We start from the raw sequence: 17,836 nt of genomic DNA, 5'->3' as shown, positions 1-17,836 counted from the left end.
CTATAGTTCAGTAACTTTTATATGTTTTGCATAGTCACGTTCAATCGTTCGAAGCGATACGAGCATTCCTTCAAGCAATAGTTGAACATTATTTGCAACCTGTCCATCTAAATTAGCTGGAACGGTACATCGCAAATAACCTCCATCTTCTGCTTGCTCAACTTCAAGTGGTACTTGACATAACTCGTATACAGCGTTCACTGCTCCGAAAGAAACAGATGAAACACCGGCACAGACGAGGTCATAGCCATATGGACCACTATCAGCGTGCCCGCTCAACATGAATGATTGAATGTGGTTGTGTTTGTCTCGTTTTACTTCAACGTTTACCATCTCAATAACCCTTACGCGTTGATCTTTTCAATCACAACTTTTGTGTAAGGTTGACGATGACCTTGTTTACGCTTGTAGTTTTTCTTTGGCTTATACTTGAATACAGTGATCTTCTTAGCGCGACCTTGTTTTTCAACTTTTGCAGTAACCGTAGCGCCGTCAACAACTGGGCTGCCAACTTTAACGCTATCGCCGCCGACCATAAGAACTTTGTCAAACGTCACTGTATCACCTTCTGTAGCATCAAGTTTTTCGATGTAGATCGCTTGACCTTCTTCTACTTTTACTTGTTTACCACCAGTTTCGATAATTGCGTACATTCTCTGCACCTCCTCTTAGACTCAGACTCGCCATTACAGGTGCAATTCATAATTGCTTAATACCTGATCCGTGCGGTTGCAGCAACGGGTGCTACAATAAAATAACAATCATTAATGTACCATAATGAGAATCTTCTTGTCAATGATCCTTTTGAATCTTTATAAGTTCATCCAACTTCCCTAAACGACGAATATGAAAATGTTCAGTTTGCTCACTTTTTAAAAATACGATTCGTTTTCTTATTTTCTCTTCTAAATATGTAAGCCAACGATGTTGAACATAATTAATGAATGTCTCTCTTGATTCAATTAATATAGCTTCTTCATCATGTAACATATAATCTGATAATGCTATCTCTAACTCTGCAACAAGTGCTTCATCTGTTAACATTCTTCCTGTTTCATTGCAACATTCACATTGTTTCGTTAACAATTCATGTTGAGATTGTCTAGACTTCTTCCTTGTCATTTCTACGAGACCAAGTTGTGTAAATCCAATTACATGAACTGTCATACGGTCTTTCGATGTTTCTCTTTTAAGAACCTCAAGCACTTTATCCTTATCTTTCTGTTGATACATATTTATGAAATCAACTAGAATCATTCCACCAATGTTACGTATCCTTAATTGGCGAGCAATTTCTTCTGCTGCTTCTTTATTCACAGCGGTAACGGTATTTTCCTTACTACGTTTCCCTGTAAATTTCGCCGAATTCACATCAATGACTGTCATCGCTTCAGTATAATCAATTCTCAAGTTGGCACCATTTTTCAACCATACAGTTGGACGTAACGCTTCTTGAATAACATTCTCTACTTGATAAAATGAAAACAAATTTTCATGATTCTGATGAACGTGTACTGGTAATGAATACCCATACACTTCTAATTGAGCAATAAGCAGTTTTTTTGTTTCAATTGTATCAACTATAAACTCATCACATTCTGTAATTGGCCATTCGTGTACGACACGTTCAATGATCGTTTTTTGTCTAGCTAAACGAGAAGGTATTTTTGCTTGTTTCGATTGCTCAATTAAGGAACTTGCTCGGTTTCTTAAATAAACCCATTCATTTCGAATTTGTTCTTTACAAACAGTATTAGCCGACGTCCGAAAAATCATCCCTTCATAGTCTTCCTTTAGAGACTGACCAAAGTTATCCAAACGTTGTCGTTCAACACGATTTGCAATCCTTTTAGAAACTGCTATATACCCACCATTCGGTAAATAAACGACATTTTTACCTGAAAACTCAACCAGTTCGGTAACAACTGGACCTTTCTCACCAATTGCCGCTTTCTTCACTTGTACAGTAATGCGTTGTCCTTCTTGCAATAGCGAACTTATATGTTGATCGATACCACTCTGTTGATATGCAATTATTTCTCGTCTTTCAAGATAAGCATACTTCTCAAGCCCAATATCAATAAAAGCAGCTTGCATACCTGGTACGACCTTTTTCACTCGACCATTATATATTTCACCGACAATATCATAATTACTTTCACAATCAATGATTAAATCGTTCAACTTACCTTCCTCAAGCCAAATTGCTCGTTTTTGAATAGCATCATTAGATAGAATGATTTGTTTCATTGTATATTTCCAACTCCATTTCTTCACTTACATCATTCTATCTAAAAATATCCCCAACTGTACAGTTTGTCTGTTTATCTGTAAAAAAAGCATGTAGTAACTCGTTTTCGTCAATTACTATTTGTTCCCCTTGTTTTGTCTTCATTAACACTTGATGTTTACAACCTCTACAAAATTCATTAAATACTTCTTGTATCATTAATGTTTCCTGCACATTAATTGGTTGTAATTGAGCAATCTCTGTAGTTTTTCCGTAATGACGTTCTAATAAAAAACGAACATGTGCAAAGTCCTGTTGCTTCCATTCTGTCCATTGAGCAAATAATAAAAAAGCAATAATAAACCATAAGTTCAAATGATAATATGAAAAAATTAAATGTAAGCAAACAATAAATGAAAAACATAAAAAAGACGTTACTAATGCTAAACGATATGCTTTTCTAAAAGGAAACTGACTTGATAATACTGTTAAAAGAAGTTTCCCACCATCTAATGGCCAAATAGGTAACATATTAAAACAAGCAATAAAAAGATTATGCATAACGAATAATTGATGGAATGCTAAATCAATTACATTAAACTGTAATAAAATATAAGATAAACCAATCATCCAAAAGTGCTGTAAAGGACCAGCCACAATAATTAACATTTCTTCTCTGAGTGGTCGATTCCCATACTCATCCATTTCAGCAACTCCACCAAATGGAAATAATTCAATCTTCTTAATACGCCAATGAAAAAAATGGGCCGTTGCAGCATGACCCATTTCATGAACGAAAATAATAACAAACACCATAATCGTCTCAACAAATCGACCTGATAAAATACCAATTGCTGCTACAGCCCAAAATAAAGGGTGAATCGAACACTTTTTGAATAAAGATAAAAAATTAATCAAACCTCATCACCTGGCTTGGGTCAATGAAGGATCCTCCTTGCTTAATTCCGAAATAGAAGGTTCCCACTTTACCATTGTCTTGATTCGTGACATTACCAAGTACAGCACGAGCATCTACCCATTCATATAATGACACATCAATATTAGCTAAATGACCATACCACGTTTCTGTTCCATCAGGATGCTGAATTCCAACAGTCTTTCCTAGTTCATCTTTCACTCCAGCATAAATAACGATCCCTTCTTCTATTACTTCAACTGACATTCCTTCACTCGTTTCTACCATGATTCCCTGTCCATTTTTTTCAAAGCTTTCTAACACTCTACCAGCAACTGGAACAGCATAATCATAGTTTTGTTCAGAACTGACAATTTCCTTGTTTTGCTCATCTACTGGAAGAATTGATAATGGTCTACCAAACGTATCATTGTACCACGTTGACACAGCTGCAAATTGAAACTCTTGCTCAAAGGTTCTTTCTATAAATGCTTTTGCTTGATTAAGCTGTGGATTATCCGTTTTAAACATAATCCCTGTTACTAAAAATAAACAACTTGCTATCATAACTTGTAAAACAAGCTTCTCTGGAGAAAAAAACAAAGTGTTTGTTTTCTTATTATTAGAAAAGTTGGCTCGTTCAAACGGTGGTGGCGCTCCAAACCGTTCTTCATCTGTCGGAATATATGCATCATGAGTTTGTCTAGTTGAAACTGGAATACGATTCTTCTTTATTTTTTTGCGTTGCTCGATGCGTCTACGTGCATCATTCACTCGTTTATTCATCTGCACCATTCCTTCTACTCATAAGGTTTGTACATCTTATGACTTGTCCGTCTGAAATATGCGTATGAACAAACAAAGTGCATACACTATTATGAATAATTCTCATTTCTATTTATTGATGCATGATGTTGTCTCCAAATTACTTAAAACTAAATACCATTTGAATATGATGATGTATTACAAAAAAAACACTCCGTTCAAAAAACGAAGTGTTTAACGCATACCGAAAAAACGTTTAACTTTATTAAAGACACCTTGCTTATTATCAAGTGAAAGCAAAGGAACAGATTCTCCTAAAATTCGGCGTGCCATATTGCGATAAGCAATTGATGCCTTACTAGACGGATCTAATGCTATCGGCTCACCTTTATTTGAAGCCTTAATAACATCATCATCATCAACAACAATCCCTAACAGTTCAATCGATAGAATGTTAACGATCTCATCAACATCTAACATCTCACCGTTCTTCATCATATGATTACGAATTCGGTTGACAATAAGTCGAGGTGGTTCGATGTTTTCTTGCTCAAGTAAACCGATAATTCGATCTGCGTCACGAACAGAAGAAATTTCAGGTGTAGTGACTACAATTGATTTGTCAGCACCTGCAATTGCATTCTTGAATCCTTGCTCAATTCCCGCAGGACAGTCTATTAACAAATAATCATAATCTTCCTTTAATTCTTCTACAATCACTTTCATTTGTTCAGGTTTTACTGCTGATTTATCCTTTGTTTGTGCAGCTGGAAGTAAATATAGACACTCAAAACGTTTATCTTTAATTAATGCTTGATTCAAGCGACAGCGACCTTCAACGACATCAACTAAATCATAAATAATACGATTTTCAAGACCCATAATCACATCCAAATTACGCAAACCAATATCTGTATCAATTAAGCAAACCTTTTTCCCTGATAACGCTAGCGACGTTCCTAAGTTTGCTGAGGTGGTAGTTTTACCTACACCACCTTTTCCTGATGTAATGACAATAGCCTCACCCACATCACATTCCCCTTTCTAACCTCGTTAAATCCGGCCTCAAATATGATAATGTTTGTAGACGATCAAGGGTAATTTGCTGTTTCTCTTCATCTATGTAGGCGCACTCCATTTCTGTTCCACGTTCTTCAGAAGAATCAGGAGCACGGCTAATATATTCACTAATTCTTAATTGAGCAGGCTTCATATGAGAAGCTGCGATAATTGCCTCCTCGTTACCATAACAACCTGCATGAGCAACCCCACGTAATGAACCCATTACAAAGATGTTTCCTCCAGCCATTATCGTCCCACCTGGATTCACATCACCAATTAATAAAATATCTCCAGGTACTTCAAGTACTTGACCTGAGCGAATTACCCTCGTTACAGACATAATTTCTGAATTTTGCTTCCATTCAATAGCAGCTTCTTTCGATATTACATTTGAATCAATCGAATCTACTACTAAATTGTCCTTGCTCCGAATAAGCTTTCTGATTTCTTCTTCTTGCTCCTTACTTAAATAGCGATTACCTGCTTTAATATTAACGGTGATTAACGGACGGTCTTCTTGTTGCTGATGATTAGACAACAACTTTTTTTCTAGATCACCGATTAATTCCTGAAACGAACAGTTATCATCTAGATATAACGTTAACCCGTCTTTTGTACCTTTCATTACAACTAATTGTTGTTTTTGGCCCATCACGTGACTCACCTCATTACATGTAATATTCGACAAACTTTTAAGCATTCCTTCAATACTCATTATGAACGTCTATCATGTTGAAAGGTATCCAGTAAATTCTACAACTTGTCTAATGATCGGTTCAACTAACCATCAGTGTTGGTGAAAAAAAGCAATCACTGATAGCCGTTTACTTTATTAAACTACCTCTTTATTAATTTTCTTCATACGGAATAAAAGCTTATGCATCGGATAATAAGAAATGATTACATACACTGTATTCAGTACAAGTGTAGGAAGCAATCGAAAGTTAGCGAAACTTTCCCACGTCATATCTGATTTTCCTACAAGGCTATAAACACCATAACTAAACGTTTCAAGCAACGTAATACTTAAAATTGCCAGTAATAACGTAATAAATAAGTTAGAGTGCAGCATTCGTTTAGCAATTCCCATCATGTATGCAATAAAACCATACATAAACATATGTATTCCAATGACATCTGTATAGTAAATATCAAACAAAAAACCAAATATAATTCCTTGATAAATTGCTTGCTTCTCATCATAAAAGATTCCAATTAAAATCAAGAGCATTAAAACAAAATGCGGTACAAAAATTCGATCTGAACCAAAAACTTGTCCACCAACTAAATCAACAAATATACTTTCACCGATAAAAAACAAAAAAAGAATGAGAGGGAGAATCACTCGCTTCAACTGCTCTCTCCCTCCTCTTCATCTGTTACATCTTCAGCGGGGGCCTCATATTCTTCATCAAGTTTAGATATTACTTCACGGTTAATAATCATAAGATGGTCAATGTTATAAAACTCCGCTGCAGGCTTCACATAGGCTGTTTTCGTTAACCCATATTCATCTGGTTCTGCTTCTGTAACTGTTCCAATGACTAATCCACGTGGAAAAATACCACCGAGACCAGAAGTAATCACGGTTTCACCTTCCTTAATTTCTAAGTCGAAAGGAATCCGCTTAAATAACAATGCTTCTTTTTTTGGATCATAACCTTCTATTAAACCAAATACATTTTCATTACCTTTAACAATTGCAGAAATCCGATTTGTTCGATCTAAATCGCTCAATAATTGAATTGTCGACGTAAATTGAGAAACATATTGCACCTTACCGATGAGCCCTTTTGCTGTAATAACTGCCATATTCTTCTTAACACCATCTTGTGCACCCTTATTCACAATAATTCGATCTGTCCATTGATCTGGGTTTCTAGAAATAACTGTAGCTTGAATAGAAGTGAAATCTTGCAATGCCTCTTTTTTATCAAGCAAATCACGAAGCTGATCATTTTCATCTTCTAAGTCGTCAACCTTTACGGACAATGCGACATATTCATCAAGTCGGGATTTCAATAATTTGTTCTCTTCATAAACATCTTTTATTTCACTAATATTTTCAAAAACATTTGAAATCGCTTGTGTTGGACGGTGTAATGTCGATTGAAACCATCCAATTGAATCTTTCAAGAATTGTTCGGGCCACGTTAATCTATCTCGTTCATTAATCGTTAGTCCAATCAATACCACAAGTAAAATGATACTAACAAGTAGGGTGATCAAGCGTTTATTTAAAAAAAATTGTGGCATCCTTTACACCTTCTTAATTAATTACGACTTACGTGAGCGCGATGTGATTCCTTGCTTCGAGCGGAACAGATGAAGGTTTTCTAGAGATTTCCCCGTTCCAATTGCAACACAATCTAGTGGTTCTTCTGCAACAAGTACTGGCATTTTCGTTTCATCACTAATCACTTTATCAAGATTGCGTAGTAAAGCTCCTCCACCTGTTAGAACAATACCACGATCCATAATATCCGCTGCTAATTCAGGTGGCGTCTTCTCTAATGTATTTTTCACTGCTTCCACTATTGAATCAACTGTATCTTGTAATGCACCTGTAATTTCTTCTGATGAAATTGAAACGGTCTTTGGTAGTCCCGTTAACAAATCACGACCACGAATATCCATATTTTCTACACCTTCTGATGGTGATGCCGATCCAATTTCAAGCTTTAGTGCTTCTGCTGTACGTTCACCAATCATCAAGTTATATGTCTTCTTAATATGATGAATAATAGCATCGTCCATTTCATCACCAGCAACACGAATGGATTGGCTTGTAACAATACCACCTAATGAAATGACAGCAACTTCTGTCGTTCCACCACCGATATCTACTACCATACTTCCTGTTGGCTCCCACACTGGCAAATTCGCTCCAATTGCTGCCGCAAATGGTTCTTCAATTGTATAAGCCTCACGTGCTCCAGCTTGTTTTGTTGCATCTTCAACCGCTCGTTTTTCTACTGCCGTAATGCCTGACGGTACACATACCATTACATTAGGCTTACGAGAAAATGCTGATTGGTTTTTTTGAGCTTGGCGAATGAAGTGTTTAATCATAATCGCAGTTGTTTCAAAATCAGCAATCACTCCGTCTTTCATCGGACGAACAGCAACAATATTACCTGGCGTTCTACCGATCATATTTTTCGCATCATTCCCAACCGCTTCAATCGAGCCTGTATCCGTACGAAGTGCAACAACTGAAGGCTCTCGCACCACTACTCCTTTTCCTTTTACATAAACGAGAGTATTGGCCGTCCCTAAGTCGATGCCCATATCCCGAGAAAAACCTCCAAAACCAAACATGTATGTATCTTCCTTTCTATTTGTCAAAACCTATGTCAAATTGGCATTTCAATTTCTATTTTGTACAGTTAATGTCGAAATCATATACGTCTATCATTTTAATTATAAGACAAAAAAAAGGAAAAGGATAGTGTTACACATATCCTTTTTCTTTCATACTTACATATTTCTTTTCCCCAATTATAAGATGGTCTAACAATTCAATTCCGATTAATTTCCCACATTCTACTAACCGTTTTGTCACTTCAATATCCTCTCGACTCGGACTCGGATCACCTGATGGATGATTATGGACACAAATAATAGACGCAGCTGAGCGACGAAAGGCTTCTTTAAACACTTCTCTTGGATGTACAATACTAGCATTTAAACTACCAATGAAAATAGTTTGCTGATGGATTACTTGATTTTTTGTGTTAAGATACAGACACACGAAATGTTCCTGTGTTAAAAAACGCATTTCATCCATAACTAAGTTCGCTCCGTCTTCTGGTGAACGTATTACATATCGTTGTTCGAATTGAAGACGCCCCATCCTTTTCCCGATTTCAACTGCAGCGAGTAATTGGACAGCCTTCACTTCACCGATCCCTTTTATATCAGTGAGCTCTTGAATTGTTGCGTTCTTCAACAACCTCAAGCCATCAAAATGTTTCAATAATCGATTAGACAGATCCATCACGGATTCCTTTTTCGTACCTGTTCTTAATAAAATCGCTATTAACTCTTGGTTCGTAAGCTTGTCTGTTCCATCTGAAATGAGGCGTTCTCGTGGCTTTTCACTTTGGGGTAAATCGCGGATTAATAATGTCTCTGTCAAATTTCTTCTCCAGCATTAATAGCTGGATACACCTCCTTAACGAAAGATATAGATGAATAGTCAGCAATTCCGAAGAGGATATTTAAAACGCAGAGGGGATAATAGTATCTATATAAATTTTTAGTAAACACTGTTAAACCCCACGACATTCTTTTTATTACTCATACATTAAAATTTTAGTTCAATGTTCCTGTAACACCTAGTAACCGTAACTCTTCTAGTACTTTGACGAGGGGAAGACCAACGACATTCATATAGTCTCCTTGAATTTCTTGTACAAATGCTCCACCAAGTTCTTGAATTCCATATGCACCTGCCTTATCAAACGGTTCACCTGTTTGAACATATGCATTGATTTCTGATCGAGTTAAGTTACGAAAGCGCACATTTGTAGAAGAACAGAATGTATTCACATGACCGTTGTTAACAATAGCTACTCCTGTATATACAGTATGTAATTGTCCTGAGAGCATGTTGAGCATTTTTTTTGCCTCTTCTTCATCAGCTGGCTTGCCTAATATTTTCTCATTATAGACGACTACTGTATCAGCACCTAAAACGATATCGTTAGGATATACATGAGCAATTTCTTCTGCCTTTTGCTGTGCGAGGCTCTGAACGACTTCAATTGGTGTGGCATGTGGATCCATTTTCTCTTCACTCTTACTTGGTGCTAACAGAAAAGTATAGCCAAATTTCTCTAACAATGCTCTTCTTCTTGGGGAAGATGATGCAAGCACTAATCGTTTCATAAAATCAAACACCTTCTTAAATGTTTTATATCTATTCCTCTGTGTTCAAAGTGAGAAACACCTAGAAATACTTCTTCTAGAATAGCAAAATGAGGAAGAATTAAGCAATTAACTGAAATTGAATTTCTGTTATCGATACTTCCCATACAAAGCAAGTTATTCATACATATAATATACAAACTGTGTTCAGTTTTACTATATTACCTATATGTTTAACGCTTTTTGTTCTATAATCCATCTCTCATACTTAGCTATAGAATCTAATAGAGATGCTTGAAAATTCGCGAACTGGTTTGTGTTTCCATCTACTTCAGATAATTGGTTTGTTACATCAATCAATGAAGGAATAAAGGAAAGCTGCTGTTCAAGTGGTCTTATTTGCTCTATCAAACTATTTAATTGATCTTTAGATTGACTCGTTAATAAAAAGCTGTCCTCATTACTCGTAGTTGATATTAATTTGTCGAACAATTCATTTATTGCTGATGCTTCTGTTTGAGTAATTGGTGCTTCCCCATCGAATTCATATCCTTGTACTGCATACGGCTTAACATAGATCTCTAAACCACTATCTTGTAATTGTGATCCGATTACTTTTGCATCATATTCGTCTTTTCCTAAGCCGACAAACAAAAGTATGGGTGAAACGTGAGAGAAAACGACTGCTGGTTGACCTTGCGCTTTAAATTGAGATGCAAGTTGCTCAGCAGATTCTTTCGTAGAAAAAGCCCCCCCTTGAATGACATAAAATTGTCGTTCTGTTAAAGCTACTCGTTCTGTCGTATTAGTCTGAACTGGTACAGCTTCATGTTCAGCCTCTACTTGTACAGGAGCTTGTACTTTCGTTTGATTAATAAATGGAACATCCGTTACAAATGTAAGCACTGCTATTCCAAAACCAAGTCCCACTAGAACTGCAATTGCTGTAATAACAGCTTTTCGTATTGAAGATGAATTTAATTGTAGAGAGATTTTTCTACTTGGAGCGATCGGTCGTTTTATTAACTTTTGATTGTATTTGTTTACCTTTGAAGGCTTGTGATATTTTTCAAAATGAACAACCTTCTCTGCCCTTTGGTCTTCCCTCTTTTCCGGGAGTATCCAAGGAAATTCATTCTCATCATGTTCTGATACTGACTTTTTTTCATTGATTACTTTATCTTTCCCACTTACTTTAATCGAAATATCCTTCTCCTTATACTTGTCCATCTCTTAACTCCACCTTTCTATTAGAAGTTATTAAAAAAGCCCAGAAAAACTATATTCACATCTCTACGTAAACTTGCCCTTCCATTCCTCACGCATTTAAATTCATAAATTCTAGGAATTCCACCAGTATTTCTTTGCTTTGCTCAGTAATCTTTATTTTCAAATTTGAACTAGAACTATTAATTGAAAATTAACTAGTCGACTGATTGTTCGTTAACACACAGATATACCGTATACTCTGCTTGAACCTAAATGCTAGCACAGTTCAAAAAAAAAAGAACAAGACATTTGTCGTCTTGTTCTCAAGGAATTTCTGCAAAAAAAGAATAGATTAAACACATTGTGACAATGGAATTTTCTAAACTCAATTGCTGTTAAAAAATATTAATCACTTATAGTATGTTCTCTTATTTATACATATTATTTCAATAACAGCTCATTCATTTGTTATGAAATAGATTGAATCTAATTGAATAATGGATTATCTTTGTAACTCGGTGATTCTGCATCAATCGTTGGTTCATCCTCAATTAGATCATTTAACTCAGGATAGTAAAACGCTGATAATGTGAGCGTATATGATAATCGGTTTTCTTTTGAATCTAAATCTACTCGCTCATTGCTCCCACTAAAGGATAATTGATCGATTTTCGTTATTCGTGTAAAGCTCTCTACTGTTTTAAGAAAGGATTGAAGTGATTCATAGTTTTCTCCATCAATTGATAGACTAATAATGAGGCGTTTCATGCCATTTTGAACAGCATTCACTTCAGTTTGGTCCTCATCTATTGATTCTGCTTCACTCCACTGAACATCTTGTTCAGAAAACGAAATATTAGAAATAAAACTCCCTGACATAACTTCAGCCATTTCTAAAAGGTGTATATACTGTTCAACCATCGGTGAAATTGGTAATTTACGTTGTAATTCAGTTGTATCGTATAGTTCATTATTCTGAGTTTCCTCAACCTTTTCGTACAATACTTCTAACAGTTTTTGCTGAGCAATAATCTGTTCTTCTGTAAACGCTAAATCTTGTTCTAAAGGCCTTAAAAATACAAAATAAGCCGTTACATATGAAGAAACAATAATTAAAATAGATAATAGCAGCATGATAGCTTGTTTTCTACTCATTTGAAGGGTCATTGTCTTTCTCCTCCTTCATGGCGCTATCTCGAAGCTTCTCTGTATCTAATTCAAGCTCAAAGTTTGCCAAATATCTCGGTACATAGCTTTCTTTCGTTAGCATGCTGCCCTCTGTTCCTTCTTTAAATGAAGCTGAGATATTTGTTAATGTTACTTGCTTTATGTATTCAGATTGTTTCAGTTCTTTCAAGTAATAAGACACTTGCAACTTTGTATCGAATTGTACGTTTAACGACACATTTCCAGTATCAGAATAATTATAGTTTAGAAAGAAACCACGTTCAGGCAATAGCGAGACGATATGATCCATAAAAAATACTGTTGGAATCGGAACATCTTCTACCCAATCAATCGCCTTCTGTAGCTGTAATGCGGTGTTCCCTGTTTCTTTGGTAAGTTGTTTTTGTTGAACTGTTTCAATTGATATTTCAATATCAATTAAGATTGCGTCTTTTTCTTCAATTTCACTAGTTACGAATTGATACTTCAAAAAAAACAAAATAGCTCCAATTACTATAATAATAATGAATAAAATCAAAAAGAGGATTTGCGAGTAATTCTTCTTTTCCTTCTTAGGAAGTAAATTAATATCTACTAACATTTCAACGCACCTCTTTTAAAGCAAGTCCAAAAGGTAAAAAATATTTCGGCTCAATCGGATCTCCGTTATCTGTCAAGATTAATTCTGGATTAATTACATCAATTGGCATTTCAAATTGTTTTTCTAGCCTTGCAATAATATTTTCGTACAGCGGGTGATCACCTGTTAATAGTATGCGTGTTATTTGTTCTTTTCCGTGATTTACAGAATATTGATAGAAGTTAATGACTTTCTCAATCTCCATAAATGCATCTTCAAGCTGGCTCATTAAAACTTCTGGTTCACCTTTCCAAACTAACTCATTATCTGATACTTCCCATCGTAATTCTTCAAGTGCTACACTAATTTGACGCATAAAAACAGGCATATGATCATTAAAAATCGATACACCGATATTTTCTAAGCTAAACTGAAGCGATAATGTATGTTCAGAACCATCTACCTGCATTAACGAATGATAAAGTCGATAAATGGCTAAAGAAGAAATGTCAGCAGCGAGTGGGTTAAGATGAACTTCCTCAAATACATCTATATACTCTTCAACAATGTTTAAAGGTGCTGCAAATAATAGAAGATTCGTTTTATCTTCTTCATGTTCAATTATATGAAAGTCAAACACTGGATTTTCAAAAGGAAGATGAATAGTTGAACCGATTTCTAAAAACAATTCACCTCTAATTTCCTCCCCTTCTAAATCTCCATCTACAGATATTTTCCGCATGATTATATACGTATCTGGAACAACGAAACTTACATACTGTTTCTTAATATTCCATTCCTCAACACATTCTTCAAGTATCATGATTAATGTATCTCGATCAACGATACGCCCTTCACGAATAATGCCACTTGGTATATAACGCTCACCATACTGTTTGATAGTTAATTTATTAGCAGATAGTTTAGTAGATACACAACGAATAACATGATCCTTCATAACAATGCTGACAGGATTTTTATTTTTGATCATCCTTAGTACCATTGTCATTCCCCTTCTCTATAATTTAAGTAAAATCTCTCATTTATAAAGAACTCTTGCTCTATCACTAGTATAAATTGCTAGACTTTAGCAAACGTTTTATAAAAATAATGAATGATACCATTTAAAAAAGTCCCATCCATAGAAGTAAGCAACTAATGTACCGACAACTATCGCAGGTCCAAATGGCATTGGTTTTCCTTTCTTGACATAACCAAATCCCATGCCGATGATACCGCCTATAGCACCGATAAAAGTAGCAAAGAAAAATGACAATAATACAAGCTCCCACCCTAGAGCTAATCCAAGTACTCCGTAAAGCTTGATGTCTCCGCCCCCCATGCCACCTTTACTAACTATTGCAATAATAAATAGAAGACCAAAACCTATTAAACTGCCCAAAAATGCACTCCACCACGGTATTGTTGGAATCCAAAAAACTCGTAATAACAGAAATATTACTGCAAAGCAAATCAACACTTTATCAGGAATAATCATATATGTAAGATCAGATACAAAAATAATCATTAATAATGAAATTAATAACCAAGCAATCACTAATTCCTTTGACCATCCGAGCAAAAGCGGTGATACTGCAAACAATACACCTGTAGCCATTTCCACTAAAGGATACAGCGGTGAAATCTTCATGCTACAATTTCGACATTTTCCGCGTTGAATTATATAAGAAATAACCGGAATCAACTCCCGAGCTGTAAGCGTTCTCTTACAGCTCGGACATGCTGACCTCGGTGTAACAATTGATTGATTCATTGGCACTCGTAATCCGACAACGTTGAAGAAAGATCCCAAGGTAATACCTAGAATTAATAATAATAAATTCATAATATCTTTAAATGAACACTCTTAATAGTTAATTAATTGTGTTTCAGAAGTATAATCACCATTTTCATCCGCTTCACCAGGGTCATTAGTACCTACAACAACGCTATTTGCTTTATGATTTCTAATATAATATTCCATACCTGTTCCAGTAACAAATTTAATATATACCTCGTAATCAGGATCATCAATATTGTCTAAATATTCTCCAAGCACAGAATCATCAACTACTACATCTCCTGTTGTTACATTTCTAGTAGAAGCATGTAACTTAGCAGCATTTATAATTTGTATAGCTTCAGCAACTTGAGCATCTTTCTTTGTTTTTTCAATGATCCCACCTATGCTTGGCACTGCAATCGCTGCTATAATCCCTAAAATTACAATAACCGCTAATAACTCCACAAGTGTTAATCCCTTTTCATTACGAATGAATCGTTTTAACATATTAATTCCTCCTCAACCTTACAATTATAAATAAAGTATTATTCCATAAACTGTAGCAATACTGATTCTTCAATTGACTGTATTGTAGGCTTACCATTACTATCTTTACTGTCGTTAACAATACCTTCAGCAGGGTGACCTAAAATCTCATACACACCATTGGTAGAATCAAAAGTAACAATGTAACTTGTGAAATTCACGTTATCAATATAATCTTCTATTGCTCGTTGATTTACATTTGGATTTTGATGTACCCAACCTCCATTTGGAACTGCGTTGTCTCTCTGGTGGCTCCTTTCCAACTTAGTGGCTTGAATAATGTTTACTGCCTCGGCTACAATTGCTTCATTGCTTACATTTTCAATCACTGTTCGTAAACTAAGTACAGCGATGGTTGCCATAATCCCCAATATGACAATAACTGCTAATAACTCGACAAGCGTCAATCCTCTCTGACTTCGAAAATACGTTTCCAAGCATCCCCCCTCCTAATTAATTTGGTTAAAGATTTCAAACATCGGAACCATAATCGCTAATACGATAACCCCAACAATGCCAGCAAGTAGGACGATCATAAGAGGTTCAATTAATGATTTTAGAGATTCTGTTGCATTATCAACCTCTGTCTCATAGAAGTCTGCTACTTTTGCAAGCATTGCATCTAATGCACCCGTTTTTTCACCGATTGCAATCATTTGTGTAACGAGTGGTGGGAAGACCCAGTGCTTTTGCATCGGAGTCGTTAACGATTCACCACTTTCTAACGAATCTCTCGCATTTTTTAATACTCGTACCAACACCTCATTCTCAACAACCTTTTCTACAATTGATATCGCTTGTAATACGGGTACCGAGCTTGAAAATAGTGAACTTAACGTACGAGTCATCCGTGCAATCATTGCTTTTTGCAAGATTTTTCCGAATATCGGAGTTTTCAAGATTGCATAGTCGAGAAAATATTTACTATCCTTATTTTTTCTAATTACCATTATTGAAACGACTAATAACACAACTAACAATAAAATTAGCCACCAAAACCGTTGCATCCATTCACTTGCACCTAATACAAACTGAGTAATGGCAGGTAACTCACCGCCAAAGTCTGCGAACATTTCTGCAAAGGTAGGAACAACACTCGTAAGCAAAAATATAATAACGCCAATTGCGAGAATGCCAACGACAATTGGATAGGCTAATGCAGATTTAATTTTCTGCATTGTATGGTTTTGTTTTTCAAAATGAACTGCTAGACGTTCTAACGTTTCATCAAGATTACCGCCAATTTCTCCAGCTCTGACCATGTTCACATAAATTGATGGGAAAACCTTTTTATGTTTACTAGATGCTTCTGAAAGTGAAATCCCTCCTCTCAAGTCCTCTTCAACGACATGTAATGCGGAAGCAAGTGCTTTACTACTCGTTTGGCCTCCCAATACATGTACTGTTTCTACTACTGAAACACCAGCTTGTAATAACGTCGAGAATTGGCGTAGAAATATAACAAAATCTTGTAATTTAACTGGATTACCTATCGTCAAATCTTTGTTCCAAATTGTTTGTGGAAGCTCTTCAATTTTTGATATTTTGATTCCTTTATCTCTCAGTGTTAACATTGCTGCATGCTTAGAGGAGCTTGATATTTTCCCATTAACACGTTTACCTGTTTTTTGCCTGCCCTCATATGTGAAATGTGCCATCTACTGTATATACTCCTGCAGAAATGGTGCAGCATTTTCTTTCGATATAATTCCTCGATGAACAAGTTGTTTGATTGACATTTCCATCGTATGCATGCCAGATGCCTTCGATGTTTGCATGATACTTACAATTTGGTGAACTTTCTCATTACGGATTAAGTTACCGATAGCGGCATTGTTGATCATTATTTCTGTCGTCGCTCGACGACCTTGATTGTCTGATGTAGGAAACAGCCGTTGAGAAATGACAGCGACTAGTACAGAAGCTAATTGTACGCGCACTTGACCTTGTTGATTTGGAGGGAAAACATCTATTATGCGATCAATAGTCGATGGTGCGCTCGATGTATGCAACGTTCCGAATACTAAATGACCTGTTTCTGCTGCTGTTATTGCAGTTGATATCGTCTCTAAATCACGCATTTCACCAACGAGAATAACATCTGGATCTTGGCGCATAGCTGCTCGTAATCCACTCGAAAAATTTAAGGTATCAAAACCTACTTCACGCTGATCAATAATGCAATTTCCGTGTTTATGTAAATACTCGATTGGGTCCTCCAACGTAATAATGTGCTTTTTCTTATTTCGATTTAAATAATCAATCATTGCTGCTAACGTAGTTGATTTCCCACTTCCTGTTGGACCTGTAACGAGAACCAACCCTTGTGGTTTAGTTGAGATTTTCTGCAAAGTTTCTGGAAGCTTCAAATCTTCTATTGAAGGAATCGTTGTAGGAACAATACGAATTGCCAAACAGATACATGAACGTTGCTTGTAGGTGTTTACACGAAATCGGGAAACTCGTGGAATTCCATAAGAAAAGTCCAACTCTCCTTTTTCTTCAAATGAAGACCATAGATGGTCAGGAATTATTGATTTCGCCATTGATTCTGTATCATCAGGTTTCATAATGTCTTTCCCATAACGCTTTAAATCACCGTTTATTCTTAAGATAGGAGGTACTCCCACTGTTAAATGAATATCTGATGCTCCCAATTGAAAGGCTGCAGTTAATATATGATCGATCTTCTTCTCCAAACCCATC

At 35.9% G+C, this 17,836-nt stretch carries 21 protein-coding genes and 1 other annotated feature; all 21 genes read right to left on the bottom strand.

Annotation, left to right across the window (positions count from 1 at the left end):
• Window positions 1-333 (bottom strand): ribosomal-processing cysteine protease Prp, encoded by a 333-nt coding sequence (locus BFG57_RS15915; RefSeq protein ID WP_069718479.1) that lies wholly within the window; start codon window positions 331-333, stop codon window positions 1-3.
• A gap of 11 nt (window positions 334-344) precedes the next feature.
• Complete coding sequence (rplU, locus tag BFG57_RS15910; protein ID WP_069718478.1) at window positions 345-653, bottom strand: 50S ribosomal protein L21; 309 nt, start codon at window positions 651-653, stop codon at window positions 345-347.
• Window positions 654-666: 13 nt separating this feature from the next.
• Window positions 667-741 (bottom strand) — a sequence feature (ribosomal protein L21 leader region).
• Between the two features lie 51 nt (window positions 742-792).
• A complete protein-coding gene (locus BFG57_RS15905; protein ID WP_069718477.1) occupies window positions 793-2,250 on the bottom strand; it encodes an Rne/Rng family ribonuclease in 1,458 nt (485 codons plus the stop codon).
• A gap of 37 nt (window positions 2,251-2,287) precedes the next feature.
• Window positions 2,288-3,148: a M50 family metallopeptidase gene (locus BFG57_RS15900; RefSeq protein WP_069718476.1), complete on the bottom strand. Its 861-nt coding sequence runs from the start codon at window positions 3,146-3,148 to the stop codon at window positions 2,288-2,290.
• Complete coding sequence (locus tag BFG57_RS15895; protein WP_069718551.1) at window positions 3,141-3,932, bottom strand: M23 family metallopeptidase; 792 nt, start codon at window positions 3,930-3,932, stop codon at window positions 3,141-3,143. Before BFG57_RS15895 ends, BFG57_RS15900 begins: the two co-directional genes overlap by 8 nt.
• Before the next feature lie 213 nt (window positions 3,933-4,145).
• Window positions 4,146-4,940: a septum site-determining protein MinD gene (minD, locus tag BFG57_RS15890; protein WP_069718475.1), complete on the bottom strand. Its 795-nt coding sequence runs from the start codon at window positions 4,938-4,940 to the stop codon at window positions 4,146-4,148.
• A gap of 1 nt (window position 4,941) precedes the next feature.
• The gene (gene minC, locus BFG57_RS15885) at window positions 4,942-5,625 is read right to left on the bottom strand and encodes a septum site-determining protein MinC (protein ID WP_281186706.1); all 684 of its coding nucleotides are present in this window, start codon (window positions 5,623-5,625) and stop codon (window positions 4,942-4,944) included.
• Window positions 5,626-5,805: 180 nt separating this feature from the next.
• Window positions 5,806-6,318: a rod shape-determining protein MreD gene (gene mreD, locus BFG57_RS15880; RefSeq protein ID WP_245676779.1), complete on the bottom strand. Its 513-nt coding sequence runs from the start codon at window positions 6,316-6,318 to the stop codon at window positions 5,806-5,808.
• Between the two features lie 5 nt (window positions 6,319-6,323).
• Window positions 6,324-7,229 (bottom strand): rod shape-determining protein MreC, encoded by a 906-nt coding sequence (gene mreC / locus BFG57_RS15875; protein WP_069718472.1) that lies wholly within the window; start codon window positions 7,227-7,229, stop codon window positions 6,324-6,326.
• A 21-nt stretch (window positions 7,230-7,250) separates the two neighbouring features.
• On the bottom strand, window positions 7,251-8,294 hold the full coding sequence (locus tag BFG57_RS15870; RefSeq protein WP_069718471.1) for a rod shape-determining protein: 1,044 nt from the start codon (window positions 8,292-8,294) through the stop codon (window positions 7,251-7,253).
• Window positions 8,295-8,427: 133 nt separating this feature from the next.
• Window positions 8,428-9,114, bottom strand: a complete 687-nt coding sequence (radC, locus tag BFG57_RS15865; RefSeq protein WP_069718470.1) for a RadC family protein — start codon at window positions 9,112-9,114, stop codon at window positions 8,428-8,430.
• Between the two features lie 176 nt (window positions 9,115-9,290).
• Window positions 9,291-9,866, bottom strand: coding sequence for a Maf family protein (locus tag BFG57_RS15860; protein WP_069718469.1), 576 nt, complete (start codon window positions 9,864-9,866; stop codon window positions 9,291-9,293).
• Between the two features lie 204 nt (window positions 9,867-10,070).
• Entirely contained in the window at window positions 10,071-11,075 is a 1,005-nt protein-coding gene (locus BFG57_RS15855; protein ID WP_069718468.1) for an SPOR domain-containing protein, read from the bottom strand.
• A 465-nt stretch (window positions 11,076-11,540) separates the two neighbouring features.
• Window positions 11,541-12,221 (bottom strand): GspMb/PilO family protein, encoded by a 681-nt coding sequence (locus BFG57_RS15850; protein ID WP_069718467.1) that lies wholly within the window; start codon window positions 12,219-12,221, stop codon window positions 11,541-11,543.
• Window positions 12,202-12,822: a hypothetical protein gene (locus BFG57_RS15845; RefSeq protein ID WP_069718466.1), complete on the bottom strand. Its 621-nt coding sequence runs from the start codon at window positions 12,820-12,822 to the stop codon at window positions 12,202-12,204. Before BFG57_RS15845 ends, BFG57_RS15850 begins: the two co-directional genes overlap by 20 nt.
• A gap of 1 nt (window position 12,823) precedes the next feature.
• Window positions 12,824-13,804, bottom strand: coding sequence for a type IV pilus biogenesis protein PilM (gene pilM, locus BFG57_RS15840; protein WP_175428375.1), 981 nt, complete (start codon window positions 13,802-13,804; stop codon window positions 12,824-12,826).
• 96 nt (window positions 13,805-13,900) lie between these two features.
• Window positions 13,901-14,647, bottom strand: coding sequence for a prepilin peptidase (locus BFG57_RS15835; protein ID WP_069718464.1), 747 nt, complete (start codon window positions 14,645-14,647; stop codon window positions 13,901-13,903).
• Between the two features lie 21 nt (window positions 14,648-14,668).
• On the bottom strand, window positions 14,669-15,091 hold the full coding sequence (locus BFG57_RS15830) for a pilus assembly FimT family protein (RefSeq protein WP_069718463.1): 423 nt from the start codon (window positions 15,089-15,091) through the stop codon (window positions 14,669-14,671).
• Window positions 15,092-15,129: 38 nt separating this feature from the next.
• Window positions 15,130-15,567: a type II secretion system protein gene (locus BFG57_RS15825; RefSeq protein WP_069718462.1), complete on the bottom strand. Its 438-nt coding sequence runs from the start codon at window positions 15,565-15,567 to the stop codon at window positions 15,130-15,132.
• A gap of 12 nt (window positions 15,568-15,579) precedes the next feature.
• The gene (locus tag BFG57_RS15820) at window positions 15,580-16,788 is read right to left on the bottom strand and encodes a type II secretion system F family protein (protein WP_069718461.1); all 1,209 of its coding nucleotides are present in this window, start codon (window positions 16,786-16,788) and stop codon (window positions 15,580-15,582) included.
• A complete protein-coding gene (locus BFG57_RS15815; protein ID WP_217627938.1) occupies window positions 16,789-17,835 on the bottom strand; it encodes a type IV pilus twitching motility protein PilT in 1,047 nt (348 codons plus the stop codon). It lies immediately after the preceding gene.
• Between the last annotated feature and the right edge of the window lies 1 nt (window position 17,836).

The organism is Bacillus solimangrovi (genome assembly GCF_001742425.1).
Classification (GTDB): domain Bacteria; phylum Bacillota; class Bacilli; order Bacillales; family Bacillaceae_N; genus Bacillus_AV; species Bacillus_AV solimangrovi.
The sequence above is the reverse complement of the archived record's forward strand: the minus strand, read 5'-3'. Positions and strand labels throughout refer to the sequence as shown.